The organism is Bacillus sp. LH1, assembly GCF_057924895.1.
The window spans coordinates 1,435,511-1,451,147 of record NZ_CM175007.1; the positions used below are offsets into that span (position 1 = coordinate 1,435,511).

At 36.1% G+C, this 15,637-nt stretch carries 16 protein-coding genes, 1 riboswitch and 2 other annotated features; of the genes, 13 read left to right on the forward strand and 3 right to left on the reverse strand.

All coding sequences use genetic code 11. From position 1 onward, the window contains the following. The first annotated feature begins 31 nt into the window (after window positions 1–31). The 4 genes from cobA to ACX9TM_RS07590 all read left to right on the forward strand — a co-directional run bounded on the left by cobA (window position 32) and on the right by ACX9TM_RS07590 (window position 3,934). Window positions 32–808, forward strand: coding sequence for a uroporphyrinogen-III C-methyltransferase (gene cobA / locus ACX9TM_RS07575; RefSeq protein ID WP_000521262.1), 777 nt, complete (start codon window positions 32–34; stop codon window positions 806–808). A gap of 1 nt (window position 809) precedes the next feature. Continuing rightward, window positions 810–1,565, forward strand: coding sequence for a sirohydrochlorin chelatase (locus tag ACX9TM_RS07580; RefSeq protein WP_063220216.1), 756 nt, complete (start codon window positions 810–812; stop codon window positions 1,563–1,565). Then, complete coding sequence (locus ACX9TM_RS07585; protein WP_000283356.1) at window positions 1,540–2,154, forward strand: NAD(P)-binding protein; 615 nt, start codon at window positions 1,540–1,542, stop codon at window positions 2,152–2,154. Before ACX9TM_RS07580 ends, ACX9TM_RS07585 begins: the two co-directional genes overlap by 26 nt. 64 nt (window positions 2,155–2,218) lie before the next feature. Further along, window positions 2,219–2,467: a binding site (T-box leader), on the forward strand. Between the two features lie 111 nt (window positions 2,468–2,578). Then, entirely contained in the window at window positions 2,579–3,934 is a 1,356-nt protein-coding gene (locus ACX9TM_RS07590) for a sodium-dependent transporter (protein ID WP_000665430.1), read from the forward strand. A 27-nt stretch (window positions 3,935–3,961) separates the two neighbouring features. Here ACX9TM_RS07590 and ACX9TM_RS07595 read toward each other — a convergent pair whose 3' ends face one another. Together ACX9TM_RS07595 and ACX9TM_RS07600 are read right to left on the reverse strand one after the other, a co-directional pair. Beyond that, entirely contained in the window at window positions 3,962–4,120 is a 159-nt protein-coding gene (locus ACX9TM_RS07595; protein ID WP_001096001.1) for a hypothetical protein, read from the reverse strand. Window positions 4,121–4,221: 101 nt separating this feature from the next. Then, complete coding sequence (locus ACX9TM_RS07600) at window positions 4,222–5,487, reverse strand: murein hydrolase activator EnvC family protein (RefSeq protein ID WP_000726086.1); 1,266 nt, start codon at window positions 5,485–5,487, stop codon at window positions 4,222–4,224. Between the two features lie 495 nt (window positions 5,488–5,982). Here ACX9TM_RS07600 and gltP point away from each other — a divergent pair, with 495 nt between their 5' ends. The 9 genes from gltP (at window position 5,983) to ACX9TM_RS07645 (ending at window position 13,762) form a co-directional block, all read left to right on the forward strand. After that, on the forward strand, window positions 5,983–7,257 hold the full coding sequence (gene gltP / locus ACX9TM_RS07605; protein WP_000821134.1) for a glutamate/aspartate:proton symporter GltP: 1,275 nt from the start codon (window positions 5,983–5,985) through the stop codon (window positions 7,255–7,257). Between the two features lie 68 nt (window positions 7,258–7,325). After that, the gene (locus ACX9TM_RS07610) at window positions 7,326–7,844 is read left to right on the forward strand and encodes a ribonuclease FAU-1 family protein (RefSeq protein WP_000824664.1); all 519 of its coding nucleotides are present in this window, start codon (window positions 7,326–7,328) and stop codon (window positions 7,842–7,844) included. A 120-nt stretch (window positions 7,845–7,964) separates the two neighbouring features. Continuing rightward, a riboswitch (SAM riboswitch) is annotated at window positions 7,965–8,070 on the forward strand. Between the two features lie 94 nt (window positions 8,071–8,164). Continuing rightward, window positions 8,165–9,481, forward strand: a complete 1,317-nt coding sequence (locus ACX9TM_RS07615) for a Na+/H+ antiporter NhaC family protein (RefSeq protein WP_000665496.1) — start codon at window positions 8,165–8,167, stop codon at window positions 9,479–9,481. Window positions 9,482–9,662: 181 nt separating this feature from the next. After that, window positions 9,663–10,019: a lmo0954 family membrane protein gene (locus tag ACX9TM_RS07620; RefSeq protein WP_000808640.1), complete on the forward strand. Its 357-nt coding sequence runs from the start codon at window positions 9,663–9,665 to the stop codon at window positions 10,017–10,019. A gap of 47 nt (window positions 10,020–10,066) precedes the next feature. Beyond that, entirely contained in the window at window positions 10,067–10,729 is a 663-nt protein-coding gene (locus tag ACX9TM_RS07625; RefSeq protein ID WP_000814124.1) for a PspA/IM30 family protein, read from the forward strand. A 106-nt stretch (window positions 10,730–10,835) separates the two neighbouring features. After that, window positions 10,836–11,576, forward strand: a complete 741-nt coding sequence (gene liaF / locus ACX9TM_RS07630) for a cell wall-active antibiotics response protein LiaF (RefSeq protein WP_000716095.1) — start codon at window positions 10,836–10,838, stop codon at window positions 11,574–11,576. Beyond that, window positions 11,576–12,631 (forward strand): sensor histidine kinase, encoded by a 1,056-nt coding sequence (locus tag ACX9TM_RS07635; RefSeq protein WP_000744329.1) that lies wholly within the window; start codon window positions 11,576–11,578, stop codon window positions 12,629–12,631. Before liaF ends, ACX9TM_RS07635 begins: the two co-directional genes overlap by 1 nt. Continuing rightward, window positions 12,628–13,260, forward strand: a complete 633-nt coding sequence (locus ACX9TM_RS07640) for a response regulator (RefSeq protein WP_000598707.1) — start codon at window positions 12,628–12,630, stop codon at window positions 13,258–13,260. The genes ACX9TM_RS07635 and ACX9TM_RS07640 overlap by 4 nt, the downstream gene beginning before the upstream one ends. Window positions 13,261–13,423: 163 nt before the next feature. Beyond that, the gene (locus tag ACX9TM_RS07645) at window positions 13,424–13,762 is read left to right on the forward strand and encodes a DUF3922 domain-containing protein (protein WP_119683145.1); all 339 of its coding nucleotides are present in this window, start codon (window positions 13,424–13,426) and stop codon (window positions 13,760–13,762) included. Between the two features lie 24 nt (window positions 13,763–13,786). Here the strand turns inward: ACX9TM_RS07645 and brnQ3 are convergent, their stop codons facing one another. Continuing rightward, entirely contained in the window at window positions 13,787–15,142 is a 1,356-nt protein-coding gene (gene brnQ3, locus ACX9TM_RS07650) for a branched-chain amino acid transport system II carrier protein BrnQ3 (RefSeq protein WP_001099135.1), read from the reverse strand. A 54-nt stretch (window positions 15,143–15,196) separates the two neighbouring features. Continuing rightward, window positions 15,197–15,455, reverse strand: a binding site (T-box leader). Between the last annotated feature and the right edge of the window lie 182 nt (window positions 15,456–15,637).

Genomic DNA, 15,637 nt, shown 5'->3' on the forward strand with positions numbered 1-15,637 from the left:
TTCATTTTAATAGAAGAAATGAGGAGAGATGATGGGGAAGGTTTATATTGTTGGAGCGGGTCCTGGCGATCCAGATTTAATTACTGTTAAAGGGTTGAAATGTATTGAGAAGGCAGATGTTATTTTATACGACCGACTTGTGAATAAAGAGCTGCTTTCATACGCAAAGCCTGACGCGGATTTAATTTATTGTGGAAAACTCCCGAATTATCACACGATGAAGCAAGAGACAATTAACACGTTTCTTATTAAGTATGCGAAAAAAGGAAAAGTTGTAACGAGGCTTAAGGGTGGCGATCCATTTGTGTTTGGTAGAGGGGGAGAAGAAGCTGAAGCATTAGCAAAGCAAGGTGTACCATTTGAAATCATTCCTGGTATTTCAGCTGGAATAGCTGCTCCTGCTTATGCGGGCATTCCAGTGACGCACCGTGATGCAAGTGCAAGTTTTGCTATTGTGACTGGGCATAGGAAAGAAGGTGCTGAAGAAGAAGTGAAATGGGAAAGTTTAGCGAAAGGTGTAGAGACTTTAGCGGTATATATGGGGGTTAGTAATTTGCCCTACATATGTGAGCAACTTATGAAGCATGGAAAAGATAAAAGTACGCCAGCTGCTATTATTGAGCAGGGGACGACGTCTATGCAACGCACAGTTGTTGGAACGTTAGGGACAATTGTAGATGTTGCGAAAAAAGAGCAAATTCAAAATCCGAGTATGATTGTAATTGGAGAGGTTGTCCGTTTTAGAGAAAAAATTCATTGGTTTGAGAAGCAGACAGAAAATGCTTATCAAGTAAGTGGAGTGTTGTAAAATGAAAGCCGTCTTATATATATGTCATGGAAGTCGTTTGAAGACAGCGAAAGAAGAGGCGATTCAATTTATTACATCGTGCATGAGCCGTATAGAAGCGACTATTCAAGAAGTTTGTTTTTTAGAGTTAGCGAATCCTTCTATTGAAGATGGTTTTCGTACATGTGTGAAGCGTGGGGCCACTGAGATTATTGCTATCCCTGTTTTTTTATTAGCGGCAGGTCATGTAAAAAAAGATATCCCTTTTGAATTGGAAAAGTTAACTAATCAATTTTCGGATGTTAAAGTTACCTATGGTAATCCGTTTGGTGTATCAGAAACACTTGTTAAATCGGTGTATAGCGGAAGTGGCATCAAACAGGAAGATAAAAATGAAGTGACGTTACTTCTTGTTGCAAGAGGGAGCAGTGATCCTGAAGTATTAAGAGATATAAACTGGATTGCTTCTTTATTTCAAACAAAAGAGAAGGTTAAAAAAGTAGAAGTTTGTTATTTAGCGGCTGCAGAGCCAAAATTTGAGGAGAAGTTAAAGGAAGTTGTAGAACGAAAAGAAAAGAACATCGTTGTACTGCCTTACTTGTTATTTACAGGTTTACTTATGAAACATATTGAGAAAGAAGTGCGCCAATATGAAGTGGAAGAGATAAAAATTAGTCCATATTTAGGGAAGAATGAAGCGTTTCAAGATATGTTAATTCAGAAAACGACGGAGTTATTGAAAGGAGATCAGTATGTATCCACTTACAGTGCGAGTTAATGAGAAACGCGTTGTTGTTATTGGCGGGGGAAAAGTTGCAGGATTTAAAATTATTCCTTTACTCAAACAGGGTGCGGATATAGTTGTGATAAGTCCAGAATTAGATGCGAATTTAGTAAAACTTGTGGAAGAAAAGAAAATTCGTTGGTACCAAAGAGAATATGAAAAAAGTGATATTAAAAGTGCTTTTTTAGTTGTTGCAGCGAGTAGTGATTCAATATTAAATGAACAAGTTGCTGAAGATGCCGCTGAGAATCAATTAGTAAATGTTATTACAAATCCGGAAAGTGGTAATGTTCATTTTCCGGCAGCGATTCATCGTGGTTTACTTAATATAGCAGTTTCTACTGGGGGAGCGAGCCCGAAGCTCGCAAAAAAAATTCGAGATGATATTGCAAATAAATATGATGAGACATATGAATCGTATTTAGATTTTTTATATGAAGTAAGGTTGAAGTTAAAAGATTTACAGTTAGAAAAGAGGGAACGAAATATATTGCTCCAAGAAGTGTTGAAATCAGTATATGTGCAAAATGAGGGGAAAAGAGAAAGTTTTTTACGTGAGTTAGAGGAAAAGGTTTTAAAATAATAAAAGATAAAGTGCGCTTTACAAATATAAAAATATAATTTATAATCACAAGTAACTTCAATAGATGAAATCGATGAGCAAGAAGAGTACGTATATTTGATGCGTTCAGAGAGCTGGGGTTAGGTGGGAGCCCGGTACGATAAAATATACAGAATGGGCTTGCGAGAGGTATGTTGAACATTGTAGTAGGCAACCCGGGTTCCGCCGTTAAAAGGATAGAGTATCGGAATTATTCCTGTACTTGAACAAGTGGGATTTATCAATCCAATTGAGGTGGTACCACGGTATTTACATTACATATATCGTCCTCTACATGCATATTTGCGTGTAGGGGACTTTTTTATTTTCTAAAGGAGGTGTGCGAGTATGAAATGAAAGTGTATAATTAACAAAAGTTTAAATATTCAGAAAAGGAGAAATTATGATGAAAGAAACACAGCAATGGACGTCGAAAATAGGCTTTGTACTCGCAGCAGCCGGAGCCGCAGTAGGTCTTGGTGCGATATGGAAATTTCCATATGTTGCAGGTAATGGCGGGGGAGGCGCATTCTTCCTTGTATTTTTACTATTAACTTTATTTATAGGTATGCCTCTTCTAATAGCGGAGTTTGTTATTGGACGTAGCACGCAAAAAGAGGCGGTTACAGCTTATAAAGTACTAGTGCCAAATAGCAAATTATATCCTTGGATTGGTCGTATGGGAGTTGTTACTTGTTTTAGTGTACTATCTTTTTATAGTGTTGTAGGTGGATGGATTTTACTTTATTTATATTATAGTGTGACAGGAAGTTTCTGGAATGGTGCAGCTGATTATGGACAATTGTTCGGTGAAACGATTTCAAATCCATTAAGTGCGATTGGAGCACAATTTATCTTTATGCTTTGTACGATTTTTGTTGTAAGTAAAGGTGTAGAGAAAGGTATAGAAAAGGCAAGTAAGTACATGATGCCGCTATTATTTATTTTATTTATTGCGATTATTGTTCGTGCGTTAACACTCGATGGTGCTTTTGCTGGAGTAGAGTTCTTCTTAAAACCAGATTTTTCAAAGCTTACAGCAGATACAATTTTATATGCGATGGGACAATCTTTCTTCTCGCTAACTGTAGGTGCCTCGGTAATGGTAACGTATAGTTCGTATTTAAAGAAAGAGGAACATTTAGCGAAATCGGCAACATCTATTGTAAGTTTAACTGTTTTTGTTACAGTACTTGCAGGATTAGCAATTTTCCCAGCGATTTTCGCATTAGGAGTTAAACCGACTGAAGGACCGGGATTACTGTTTATCGTCCTTCCAGCAGTATTTGCAAAAATACCATTTGGTCAATTTTTCTTTATTATGTTTTTAATTTTATTCTTCTTTGCGACTTTAACATCAGCAATTTCAATGCTTGAAATTGTAGTAGCATCTGTTGCGAAAGGTAATGAGAAGAAGCGTCCGTCAGCATCATTATTAATTGGTATTCTTATTTTTGCAGTCGGTATTCCATCAGCGTTATCATTTGGGATTATGAGTGACGTGAAAATATTTGGGAAAACATTCTTTGATTTAGTCGACTTTTCGGTAAGTAACGTATTGCTGCCGTTAGGAGTACTAGCTATTTCATTATTTGTACCAAATAAAATGAGTAAAGAGTTGTTGATGAAAGAATTAGAAGTGACGGAAACGAAAGGGAAAACGTTATTTAACATTTGGTTCTTCTTACTTCGTTATGTTATTCCGGTAACTGTAATAATTGTATTTTTAAATGCGATAGGTGTATTTAAAATGTTTGCATAAAAAAAGGCGGGGATCTCCCGTCTTTTTTTATGTTGATGAATGTAATAGACGATTATACGCTTTATAGGCTGTGGTGACTGCGAGGAATGAACCGATTAAAAATAAAACTGAGCCGCCAAATGTAAATATCCGGCCAATATACGTTTCTCTAGCTTCTTCTATTTTTTGTTGTAATTGCGTATTCATATGGATCACCTCGTAAACTATAGGCATTTAGTTATAGTCTATGTAGAATGCCTATAGTGTGTGAAGTGTAAATGAAAAACCTCGGTAGGCACCGAGGTTTTTTATAATCCGATATAAGGAGATGGGTCAACTGCGTTTGTCTTGCCGACATTCCATTCTCCAAGATGAAGTTCGAAGTGTAAATGTTGTCCGTATGATTGGCCCGTATTCCCCATAAATCCAAGCTGATCGCCTTGTTTTACAGTTTGTCCATTCGATACAGAACGACTATTCATATGAGCATATACTGTCGTATATGTTTTTCCGTTTATACGGTGAGATAAATACACTACGTTTCCGTAACTAGATGATAATTCTGAGCGAATAACAACGCCATCTGCAGCAGCGATAATTGGAACCGTTCCCGAAGCAGCGATGTCAATTCCTTTATGGTTATCTAAAGAACGTACACCAAATCCGGAAGTTTTTGATCCAGCTGCTGGTTTGATAAAACCACCGATATTTGTATCATGTGGTGTTGGGGCCGCTTGAGCAGATTTAGTAGCTTGTTGTTTGCGAGCCTCTTCTGCCTGGCGGGCTTCTTCCGCTTTACGAGCTTCTTCCGCCCGTTTTTCTTCTTCAATTGCTTTTTGAACAGCTTGACGTTGATTTTCTAAAATGCCCTTGGATTCTTCTAATCCTTCAATCTCTGAATCTACTTTTGCTACTTTCGTATGTAGATCGTTAATAAGAGTTTGTTGCTGCTGTTGGTTATTTTGTAATTCTTGTTGTTTTTGTTCTAGTTTTTGTTCAGAGTCTTTCAGTTGTTGTTCTTTTTTCTCAACAGCCTCTTTTTCTGTCGTTACAGCATTTTGATCAGATGTTTGTTTTTTTACAATATCTGTATCGTTGTTTAATATTAAACTTACGGAGTACATATTATCAACAAGATCAGCAATGTTTGTAGAGTTTGTTAATACTTCTGTAATGATATTTGTACGCGGTTTTTCTTGCATAGATTGTAATCGTTGTTTAATAACTTCCTGACGTGTATCTATGTTTGTTTGTAATTGTTCTATATGTTTCTTTTTGTCAGTAATTACTTGTTGTGTTTTGCTAATTTCTTTTTTTGTATCGTTTAATTCAGTCTCATTTTTATTAATGGAAGTAGTTAATTCATCGATTTTCTTCTGTAATTCTTGAATTTCTTTTTCTATTTGTTCTTTCTCGACTGATTTATTTTGTAAGTCACTTTGTTTGCCTTCTAATTCAGATTGAATGTTAGATAATTTATCTTGATTCGTTTCAGCGTATACGGGTGAAAGTAACGGGGAAGCAAAAATCGTTCCTGCTGCTAAAACACTAAACGCTGCAAATTTCTTTTTCATTGTTGTCTGACTCCTTTCCCTATGAATGTTATATATCATAAGAAGAAGGGTGTCTATCGTTGTAATCATAATGTAAAGAAAATTTTATAAAATTGCTAAGTTTTGTCGGAATTTATCATTTTTCAACTGTATTTGTCATAGTGCTTACATTTTATTCATATGTGTAACAAAGGTATATTTTGGAATTTTCCTGTAAAATGAAGGAGGAAAGTAATCGTTTTTATGAGGTGAAATATTACTTGGAAAGCTAATAAAACACTAGTGAGGAATCGTTCTCATGTGAGGTTTTCTGACATGGGTCTACTTTTTGTCAAGAAAATTATTTGCGTTCGGGCAAAGTTATTTTGTTGTCAGATTTAAATTTTTGATTTATGATTTTTAACAGGGACAAAATGTAGTGAATTGTCGAATAATATGTAATACTCTTAATTTCTTAGTTTTATAGAGATAGAATGAGAGATAGAGTGACACATCGAAGAGGGGGTTACAACAAATATGAAAAGAATAGGACTAGCATGGCAAATATTAATAGGACTTGCGCTTGGTATTGCGGTTGGGGCGATTTTCTTTGGCAATCCAGCAGTGGTGAGTTATTTACAACCAATTGGTGATATTTTCATCCGATTAATTAAAATGATCGTTGTGCCAATTGTTGTAGCAAGTATTGTTGTTGGGGTTGCTGGTGTTGGCGATGTTAAAAAATTAGGTCGACTAGGCGGAAAAACAATTATTTACTTTGAAATCATTACAACAATTGCAATTATTGTCGGTCTATTAATAGCGAATATTTTCCAACCAGGAAAAGGCGTAAATATGGAGCAGTTAACAAAGACAGATATTTCGAAATATACACATACGACAGAGCAAGTACAAAGTCATTCATTTGCAGATACATTTGTAAATATTGTTCCAACGAACATTATGAAGTCGTTAGCTGACGGAGATATGCTAGCTATTATCTTCTTCTCTGTACTATTTGGTTTAGGTGTAGCAGCAATTGGTGAAAGAGGAAGACCAGTTCTTCAATTTTTCCAAGGTGTGGCTGACGCAATGTTTTACGTAACAAACCAAGTTATGAAATTTGCACCATTTGGTGTATTTGCACTAATTGGTGTTACAGTTTCTACATTTGGTCTTGCTTCATTAATTCCATTAGGGAAATTACTAATTGTCGTATATGGAGCAATGATCTTCTTCGTCGTAGTTGTCTTAGGACTTACAGCGAAAATATTTGGAATTAACATTTTCCAATTCTTTAAGATTTTAAAAGACGAGCTGATCTTAGCGTATTCTACAGCAAGCTCAGAAACAGTTTTACCAAAAATCATGGAGAAAATGGAGAAATTCGGTTGTCCGAAAGCAATTACATCTTTCGTTATTCCGACTGGTTATTCATTTAACTTAGATGGATCAACTTTATATCAAGCAATTGCGGCTATTTTCTTGGCGCAAATGTACGGTATTGATTTATCTATTACACAACAAATTACATTATTACTTGTATTAATGGTTACATCAAAAGGTATCGCAGGTGTACCGGGCGTATCATTCGTTGTATTATTAGCGACACTTGGTACAGTAGGTATTCCACCTGAAGGCTTAGCGTTCATTGCTGGTATTGACCGTATTTTAGATATGGCTCGTACAGCAGTTAACGTTGTAGGAAACTCTTTAGCAGCTGTAGTTATGTCTAAGTGGGAAGGTCAATATGACGCTGAAAAAGGACAAGCTTATTTAAAAGAGATTTCTGAAAAGGGTCAAGCGGCTTAATTATAATATGAACAAGCTCTCACATAATATGTGGGAGCTTTTCTGTATATAGAAGAGGAGCAGACATAATGAAACGAAAATATGGTGACGGTTCTTCGTGGAAGAGACTAATAGAAAAGAGTTATACGGTTAAGCAAGTGGAAGAGGGAATGCTCGGAATACTGGATATAAAAAAGGTGAGAGAGCCTAGTTGTAAAGAATATGATGGTGAAGAACTTTGTATTGCAGCAGATCAGTATACGTGGATTCAATATTTCATAGACGGGAAAAACTTTGCGATTACCGCTATGTTAGATGATCAGAAAAAATTAGTGCAATATTATATCGATGTGGCGAAAGAATATAAAATAGACGATCGTGGTTTACCGTATTTTGATGATTTATATTTAGATGTAGTATTATTATCTAGCGGTAAGGTGTATGTATTAGATGAAGAGGAGCTAGAGGATGCTTATAAAAGTGGTGATGTCACGAAGGAAGAGTATGAGCTAGCATGGCACACTACGAAATGGATATTAGCAACAATAAAAAATAGTGAATTTTATTGGATTTCAATATTGGAAGAAGAAATCGAAAAGTTAAAATGATTGTTGTATTCAAATTTTTGTATAATTACCAAAAAAATCTATACAAAAAATAATTGACTTTTGTTTTGTAAGCGAGTAAAGTTAGGGAAGAAATTATTATTAAAAAATAAATATGAAACCTTCTTATAAAGAGAGGCGGAGGGACTGGCCCTACGATGCCTCGGCAGCGGACTCGATTTCAGAGTGCTGTGCCAAATCCAGCAAGCGTGTGCTTGAAAGATGAGAAGAGTGTTTCTTATAGATGTATAAGACCTCTTCTCATCGGAAGAGGTCTTTTGTTATTCATTAGAAAAAGGTTGAAACTAGGGAGAGATGGTACTTTGAAAGAAACGAGAGGAAATGGTTTAGCTTTATTACCACTTGGAATATTTTTGGCGCTATTTATTGGTTCTGGAATTATTACAGGTGATTTCTATAAATTGCCGATACTTGTAGCGATTTCAATTGCTGTAGGAGTCGCTTTAGTGATGAATCGTAAAGAAAGTTTTAATGTGAAAGTAGAGCGGTTCGCTAAAGGTGCAGGAAATCCGGATATTATGATTATGGTATTAATTTTTGTGCTTGCAGGTGCGTTTTCTGAAACTGCTAAAGGAATGGGCGGAGTAGACTCAACTGTTAATTTAGCGTTAACTATTTTACCGCCAGGATTTATCGTAGCTGGAATCTTTGTTATTGGTGCATTTATTTCATTAGCGATGGGAACTTCAATGGGAACAATTGCAGCATTAGCGCCGATTGCTGTAGGTATTAGTGGTCAAACTGATATCTCAATTGCGCTTGCAATGGCTACTGTTGTTGGCGGAGCGATGTTTGGTGATAATTTATCATTTATTTCAGATACAACAATCGCAGCTGTTCGTTCACAAGGAACAGAAATGAAAGATAAGTTTAAAACGAACTTTTTAATTGTGTTACCAGCGGCTATTATTACAATTGTACTATTAGTAATAGTTACTTCAGGAAGTGACACGCAGATTAAAGCACATAGCTTTGATTGGATAAAGATTTTACCGTACGCAGGAGTACTTATTACAGCGCTACTTGGCTGGAATGTACTTATTGTATTAACTGGTGGAACTGTACTATCTGGTGTTATCGGCCTTATAGATGGAAGTTACACGTTAGAAAGTTTCTTTAAAAGTGTAACGACTGGAATGGGCGGTATGATGGAGTTAGTATTACTTGCTATATTAATTGGCGGTATGGTTGAATTAATCCAATATAATGGTGGTATTCAATATTTAATGAATGTATTAACACGTAATATTCGTTCGAAAAAAGGAGCGGAATTTGGTATTGCTGGTTTAGTGAGTATGACGAATATGTGTACAGCGAATAATACGATTTCAATTATCTTTACAGGCCCGCTTGCAAAAAATATTGCAGATCAATATGAAATAGATCCTCGTAAATCAGCGAGTGTATTAGATCTTTTCTCATGTTGTGTGCAAGGATTAATTCCGTACGGTGCCCAAATGTTAACGGCAGCAGGATTTGCAGCGTTATCTCCGGTTGAATTGTTGCCATATGCATTTTATCCAATCTTAGTTGGAGTATGTGGGATTGTTTCTATTTTAATTGGGTTTCCAAGGTTTTCGAAAGTAGCTGAGAAAAAAGAGTATCATAAAACAGCTTAATTTAATATGAATGTTAGTAATTAAAAAACGTGCAGAGAATAGACTCTGCACGTTTTTTTGCGTAAAGGGCTGAATATGACTCGGTCTTAAGTCTGAGTTAAAAACGGTTCTTAAGCTCGTTATGGAAAGATGAAAAAATAGTTAAGATAAGAGTATCAAATCGAAGGGAGGCAAGCACAAGATGAAACAATTTCTAGCGTTTATCGCAGCCGGTATTTTGGCTTTAATTGCTCTTGGTAGTCTTGCTGGTATTGTAGGATTCGCAATCGGAGCAGGAGTTGTATATTGGAGCTATAAATCATTTGTGCGAGCTAAATCATTTTTTGGAAAGTTAGCTTGGGGTATTGTTGGTTTAATCGGTTTATCCATTGCACTTTCTCATTCGCCAGCATTAATCGGTATCGCTGCTTTAGTGGTTTTATACTACGGATACCGTGAGTGGAAAAAAGAAAAAGATGTAGTTGTTGAATCTGCTCCAGAAAGTTCTAAACCATATAGTAACTTTGAAGATGAGTGGAACAAATTAATGAAAAACTAAAACAATAAATCAAATTATAAATAAAGTAGAAGAGAGGAAGATTTATAATGAAACAATCTTTATTCGGACGTGTACGCGATGCAATTTTAGCTGATTTTCATAACGTGTTAGATGAGAAGGAAAGAAAAAATCCAATTGCGATGTTAAACCAATATTTACGTGATAGTGAGCGTGAAATAACAAAAATTGAGAAGTTAATTGAGCGTCATAAAACATTAAAATCTAATTTTGCTCGTGAGCTTGAGCAAGCACGTTATTTCGTTAATAAAAGATCAAAGCAAGCTATCATTGCTCAAGAAGCAGACGAATTACAATTGCACGAACGTGCGTTAGAAGAGGTAGCTTATTATGAAGGGCAAGTAACTCGATTAGAAGAAATGTATGCAGGTGTTGTAGAGCAAATTGATGAGTTAGAGCGTCGTCTTTCTGAAATGAAAAATAAATTAAAAGAAATGCACGCAAAGCGCATGGAACTAATGGCACGTGAAAATATGGCACATGCAAATCGTCGTATGAATACTGCGATGCATAAAATGGATGAAAATAATCCGTTCTTACGATTTGAAGAGATTGAAGATCATATTCGTGACTTAGAAACTCGTATGAATGAAGAGCATGAGCGTGACACGTTTGATATGAAAATTGCAAAACTTGAGCGTGAAATGAAAGAAAAGAATGATGTATCGTTAACGAAAGAGTTAACAAAATAATAGTAGTATATTATAAAACAGGCTTATGATATAGTGATAGGAGAAAAGGTGTTGGAAAGCAATGCCTTTTCTTCTATGTATATGTGACAAGAAGGGGGGAGCTGAAATGAAGAAACATTTTTCAAAGACACAATTAATGGGGATGCTCCTCATCATATTTGGATTCGGTCTTTTTCTTGATATGATACTTGGACATTTTGAACCAGGTGGTCTCATTTTTGCATTTATTATGCTTATGTTTGGAAGGCATTATCGTAAAAAGAATCGTTATGTACGGGGAAATGTATTTTTATTTGTTGGTGGTATCGTATTTTTATTTTTCTTATTTTCATCAGCAGCATTTGTTCTTGTCGTATTTGCTTGTTTAGCTTTAATTGGTTATCAATTGATTCAACAAGGACATCAGCAAAAAGCAATGAAGGTTGAAATTAAAGAAAAAGGGATTATAGACGAAGAGAAGCAAATATATCGTACAGAAACATATTTGAAAAATATGTTTGTAGGCAATGTACGAATGATGGATCATATTTATGAACTTGAGGATATTAATGTTCAATATGGTGCTTGTGATGTGGAAATAGATTTAACAACTGCTATGATTCCAGAAGGGGAAACGGTAATTGTTATTCGGGGTGTCGTTGGTAATATTCGTTTATATGTGCCATATGATATTGAACTTTCTTTAAATCATTCTGTTATTGTCGGACGTGTGCTCTTGCCAGGTCATGAAGAGACAGGGTTTAACCGCAATGTTACATTTAGAACAGAGCAGTATAAAGAGGCTCCTCGTCGTATTAAAATTATTTCTTCGCTTGTCGTAGGCGACACGGAAGTGAGGAAAGTATAATGAAGAAACAAAAAAATATTTCGTGGATGTATATTCGTTATTCTATGTTGTCCTCAGTTAGTATCGCACTCATTTGTACAATTGTATATGTATGGAAAAGCGAGCAACAAGTGTATGATTTATTATGGAAGGAATCCATCGCTTCTGTTCCAATTGGCTTGTTTATTATGACTACAAGTTTACTTATCGGGGGAATTGTAGGATATGCAATCGGTTATTATATAGAGCAGCGTATACAAGGATTAAATACTTTTCTATTTGAAGTAGAGCGAGGGAATTTTCCGAGCGATGTTTCGTTTACTGCAGATGATGAATTTCATGAAGTGGAACGAAAAGTAATCGTTCTGGCTCGTCGATTAGAGGAGCAAGCTGGACTCTTTCAAAAAGTAACGAATGAACGAGCTCATTGGAATGAAGAGATGAGACAAGAAGCGATTTCTCAAGAAAGGCATCGTTTAGCAAGGGAGTTGCATGATTCAGTAAGTCAGCAGCTTTTCGCAATGTCGATGATGATGTCAGCGATTAATGAACAAATAACTGAATTTCCAGAGGTGACAAAAAAACAATTGCAACTTGTTGAAAATATGGTTGTAAATGCTCAATCAGAAATGAGAGCATTGCTCCTTCATTTACGTCCTGTACAATTGGAAGGTAAGAAACTGACAGAAGGTATAGAGGAATTATTAACGGAATTATCGCGAAAACAACATATGAAAATTGAATGGCTTATTGAGCCAATAGAATTAAAAAAAGGTGTAGAAGATCATTTATTCCGTATTGTGCAAGAAGCGTTATCAAACACGTTGCGACACGCGAAGGCAAAGAAAACAGAAGTGCGCCTTCGAAAAATTGATCAATATGCGATTTTAAAAATTATTGATGACGGCGTTGGGTTTGAAGTAGGCGTTAATAAGGCAGGTTCATATGGCCTAAGATCGATGCAAGAGCGTGTTCATGAAATTGGTGGGACACTCAAGGTGCTTAGTTTCCCGGCCAAAGGTACACAAATAGAAGTAAAAGTACCGATTATGATTGAGAGAGGGGGAGAAGTATGATAAAAGTATTGCTTGTCGATGATCATGAAATGGTTCGTATGGGTGTATCGGCATATTTATCTACACAGCCAGATATTGAAGTAGTAGGGGAAGCTGAGAATGGACGAAAAGGATCAGAATTAGCATTGCAATTAAGACCGGATATTATTTTAATGGACCTTGTTATGGATGAGATGGATGGTGTCGAAGCAACACGTGCTATTATTCAAGAATGGCCAGAAGCAAAAATTGTAGTTGTAACAAGCTTTTTAGATGACGAAAAATTGTATCCTGTTATTGAGGCTGGGGCGACCAGTTACTTATTAAAAACATCAAGAGCAAGTGATATTGCTGATGCTGTACGAGCTACTTATGATGGAGAAACAGTATTAGAGCCGAAAGTTACCGGGAAAATGATGTCCCGTATGCGTCAAAAGAAAGAGCAACCTTTGCATGATGATTTAACGGAAAGAGAGTTTGAGATTTTGTTATTAATTGCAGAGGGAAAAAGTAATCAAGAGATTGCGGACGAGTTATTTATTGCACTGAAAACGGTAAAGACACATGTGAGTAATATATTAAATAAATTGAATGTAAGTGACCGTACTCAGGCGGTTATTTATGCATTTAGGCATCAATTAACGAAGTGATAAAGTGAAACTTTAATCAGTGGGGAGGTTGTTCCTCTCCCACTGATTATCAGCCCTCACCAATCGGGCTTTTACGGGCAGTTAATGCGAAGCTTTAATTGGAGGGGAATTCCTCGCTGATTATTGGCTCGATACAATATAGATTTGGCATTAAAACAATTGAATGTTTTTATTGACGATAAATAATGTAAGCGTTATCATTGAGGTGTTAACAGTACATATAAAGGGGAGAATGTATATGTTAGTTCAAACTATATTCGGAATGGATAAGTCTAAAAAATTAGGGGATTATGTGAACGCATTACAAGCGCTTTGTGAACAATATAATGTTGAAACAGATAAAATTGCGATTATTGAGGCAACAGAGGAATACTATTTATTTTTAGTAAAGCAAGAAGAGCGCTATGATGTTGTCAAGGTAGAAACAGTTGATACAAATATTGAATATTATACGAAGGCTTATAAAATAAGCAGTTTTAATCATGCTGCGTATCAAATGTAAAAAAACTCCCTTTTGGGAGTTTTTTTAGGAGGCTTTTACTTCGTGAGATTCGGTTACTAATGGAACTTTTTTCGTACCGCTTAACCTAGCCGTTGCAAGACCAATAAGACCTCCTACTAATGCTGGTATTAGCCAGCCGATTCCTTCATTATATAAAGGGATAAATTCAAAATATGGTGTGATAAATGAAACTGAAATACCACCTTGTTTTAATCCATCAAATACGCTCACTACAGCTGCTCCAATTAAAGCACCTACATAAACAGAGCGATATCCACCGAAGTATTTATGAAGTAATGATAGTAGTACGAGTACAATCGCAATTGGATACACAACAAGTAGAATTGGAACAGAGATTGCGATAATTTTCGTTAAACCTAAGTTGGCAACTAGTAATCCTAATGCGCAAATGATACTCGCGAACGTTTTGTATGAAAATGTAGTCAATAATGTTGAAAAATATTGGCTGCACGCAGATACGAGTCCAACGCATGTCGTTAAACAAGCGAGTGTAACGATAAGAGATAATAGGAGCAAACCGTATGGACCGAATAATTGTTGTACGATAACAGTAAGTAGCTGTCCGCCATTTTTTGCATATCCGAGCGAGACGCTAGTTGCCCCAAGCCAGCCGAGTGCACCGTATACAAGTACGAGCCCTGTAGCGGCAATAAGCCCTGCTTTTGCTGTGGCGATGGCAATGGACTTACGATCATTCACACCTTTAGAGCGAATTGCATTTACAACGATAATTCCGAATGCAAGTGCTGAAATAGTGTCCATTGTTAAGTAGCCTTCCATAAAGCCTTTGAAGATTGGAGAAGTTTGATACTCTTGCATCGCTGGTCCTGATTGCCCAAGTGGTGTAAATACACTTTTAACAAATAATAAGAAAATAGAGAGTAATAAAATAGGTGTTAATACATTCCCAATACGATCAACAAGTTTAGATGGATTCAAACTCAGCCAAAATACGATAGTAAAGAAGATGATTGTATATACAAATAGCACTAGGCTGCTAGAGCGGATTGTTTCTGGCAAGAAAGAACTAACCCCCATTTCATAAGCGACATTTGCAACACGTGGGATGCCCATGGATGGACCGATGGCAATGTATACAACTACTGTAAAGAAAATTCCGAATAATGGATGGGCATGACTTGCAAGTTGCTGCATTCCATTTCCTGATAGAGAAATTGCGATAACAGTAAGTAGTGGTAAGCCAACTCCTGTTAGTAAAAATCCAATCATTGCTGGCCAAAAGTTTTCACCTGCGTTTTGCCCAAGCATGGGAGGGAAAATTAAATTACCTGCCCCAAAAAATAAAGAAAATAGCATAAGACCCGTGAAAAAAATATGTTTTTTTGATACAGTGTTCATTGTTTTTCCTCCTTTTTCATTCATTTGTAAGAACACAAAAAACTCGTCCCTAAAGAAAGGGACGAGTTATATTTACCCGCGATACGACCCTAATTTACACATGTAGAAATAAATCTATATGTATACGGCTTTGCAACGTACAACATGATACGTGTTCCTTGTAACGGGGGACGGCCGGTAAGAACTTACTGTAACATTCGGTTCTACTTCTCGGAGATGATTTTCGGTTACGCACTGAACGTTGGCTTTCAGCAAATCGCCAACTCTCTGGGGAACAGTTCTATAACGTACTCGTTCTCGTCAATGAATTTTTATTCAAGTATTCTGACAGTATTGTTGCATGTTTTTTTTAGAAAGTCAATATGTTTTTTGGAAGATATATTTATATATGGAAATATCGAAAGTGATATTCGTTGTTGCAAAAGGAATAATGAATTGTAAAATAGGAGTAAAAATTTGCGGAGAATTGTAAAATTTATAGAGAAAGTTGATATT

Coding starts and splice junctions, on each gene's coding strand:
- cobA (WP_000521262.1), top strand. CDS start 32: ATGGGGAAGGTTTATATTGTTGGAGCGGGTCCTGGCGATCCAGATTTA.
- ACX9TM_RS07580 (WP_063220216.1), top strand. CDS start 810: ATGAAAGCCGTCTTATATATATGTCATGGAAGTCGTTTGAAGACAGCG.
- ACX9TM_RS07585 (WP_000283356.1), top strand. CDS start 1,540: ATGTATCCACTTACAGTGCGAGTTAATGAGAAACGCGTTGTTGTTATT.
- ACX9TM_RS07590 (WP_000665430.1), top strand. CDS start 2,579: ATGAAAGAAACACAGCAATGGACGTCGAAAATAGGCTTTGTACTCGCA.
- ACX9TM_RS07595 (WP_001096001.1), bottom strand. CDS start 4,120: ATGAATACGCAATTACAACAAAAAATAGAAGAAGCTAGAGAAACGTAT.
- ACX9TM_RS07600 (WP_000726086.1), bottom strand. CDS start 5,487: ATGAAAAAGAAATTTGCAGCGTTTAGTGTTTTAGCAGCAGGAACGATT.
- gltP (WP_000821134.1), top strand. CDS start 5,983: ATGAAAAGAATAGGACTAGCATGGCAAATATTAATAGGACTTGCGCTT.
- ACX9TM_RS07610 (WP_000824664.1), top strand. CDS start 7,326: ATGAAACGAAAATATGGTGACGGTTCTTCGTGGAAGAGACTAATAGAA.
- ACX9TM_RS07620 (WP_000808640.1), top strand. CDS start 9,663: ATGAAACAATTTCTAGCGTTTATCGCAGCCGGTATTTTGGCTTTAATT.
- ACX9TM_RS07625 (WP_000814124.1), top strand. CDS start 10,067: ATGAAACAATCTTTATTCGGACGTGTACGCGATGCAATTTTAGCTGAT.
- liaF (WP_000716095.1), top strand. CDS start 10,836: ATGAAGAAACATTTTTCAAAGACACAATTAATGGGGATGCTCCTCATC.
- ACX9TM_RS07635 (WP_000744329.1), top strand. CDS start 11,576: ATGAAGAAACAAAAAAATATTTCGTGGATGTATATTCGTTATTCTATG.
- ACX9TM_RS07640 (WP_000598707.1), top strand. CDS start 12,628: ATGATAAAAGTATTGCTTGTCGATGATCATGAAATGGTTCGTATGGGT.
- ACX9TM_RS07645 (WP_119683145.1), top strand. CDS start 13,424: ATGTTTTTATTGACGATAAATAATGTAAGCGTTATCATTGAGGTGTTA.
- brnQ3 (WP_001099135.1), bottom strand. CDS start 15,142: ATGAACACTGTATCAAAAAAACATATTTTTTTCACGGGTCTTATGCTA.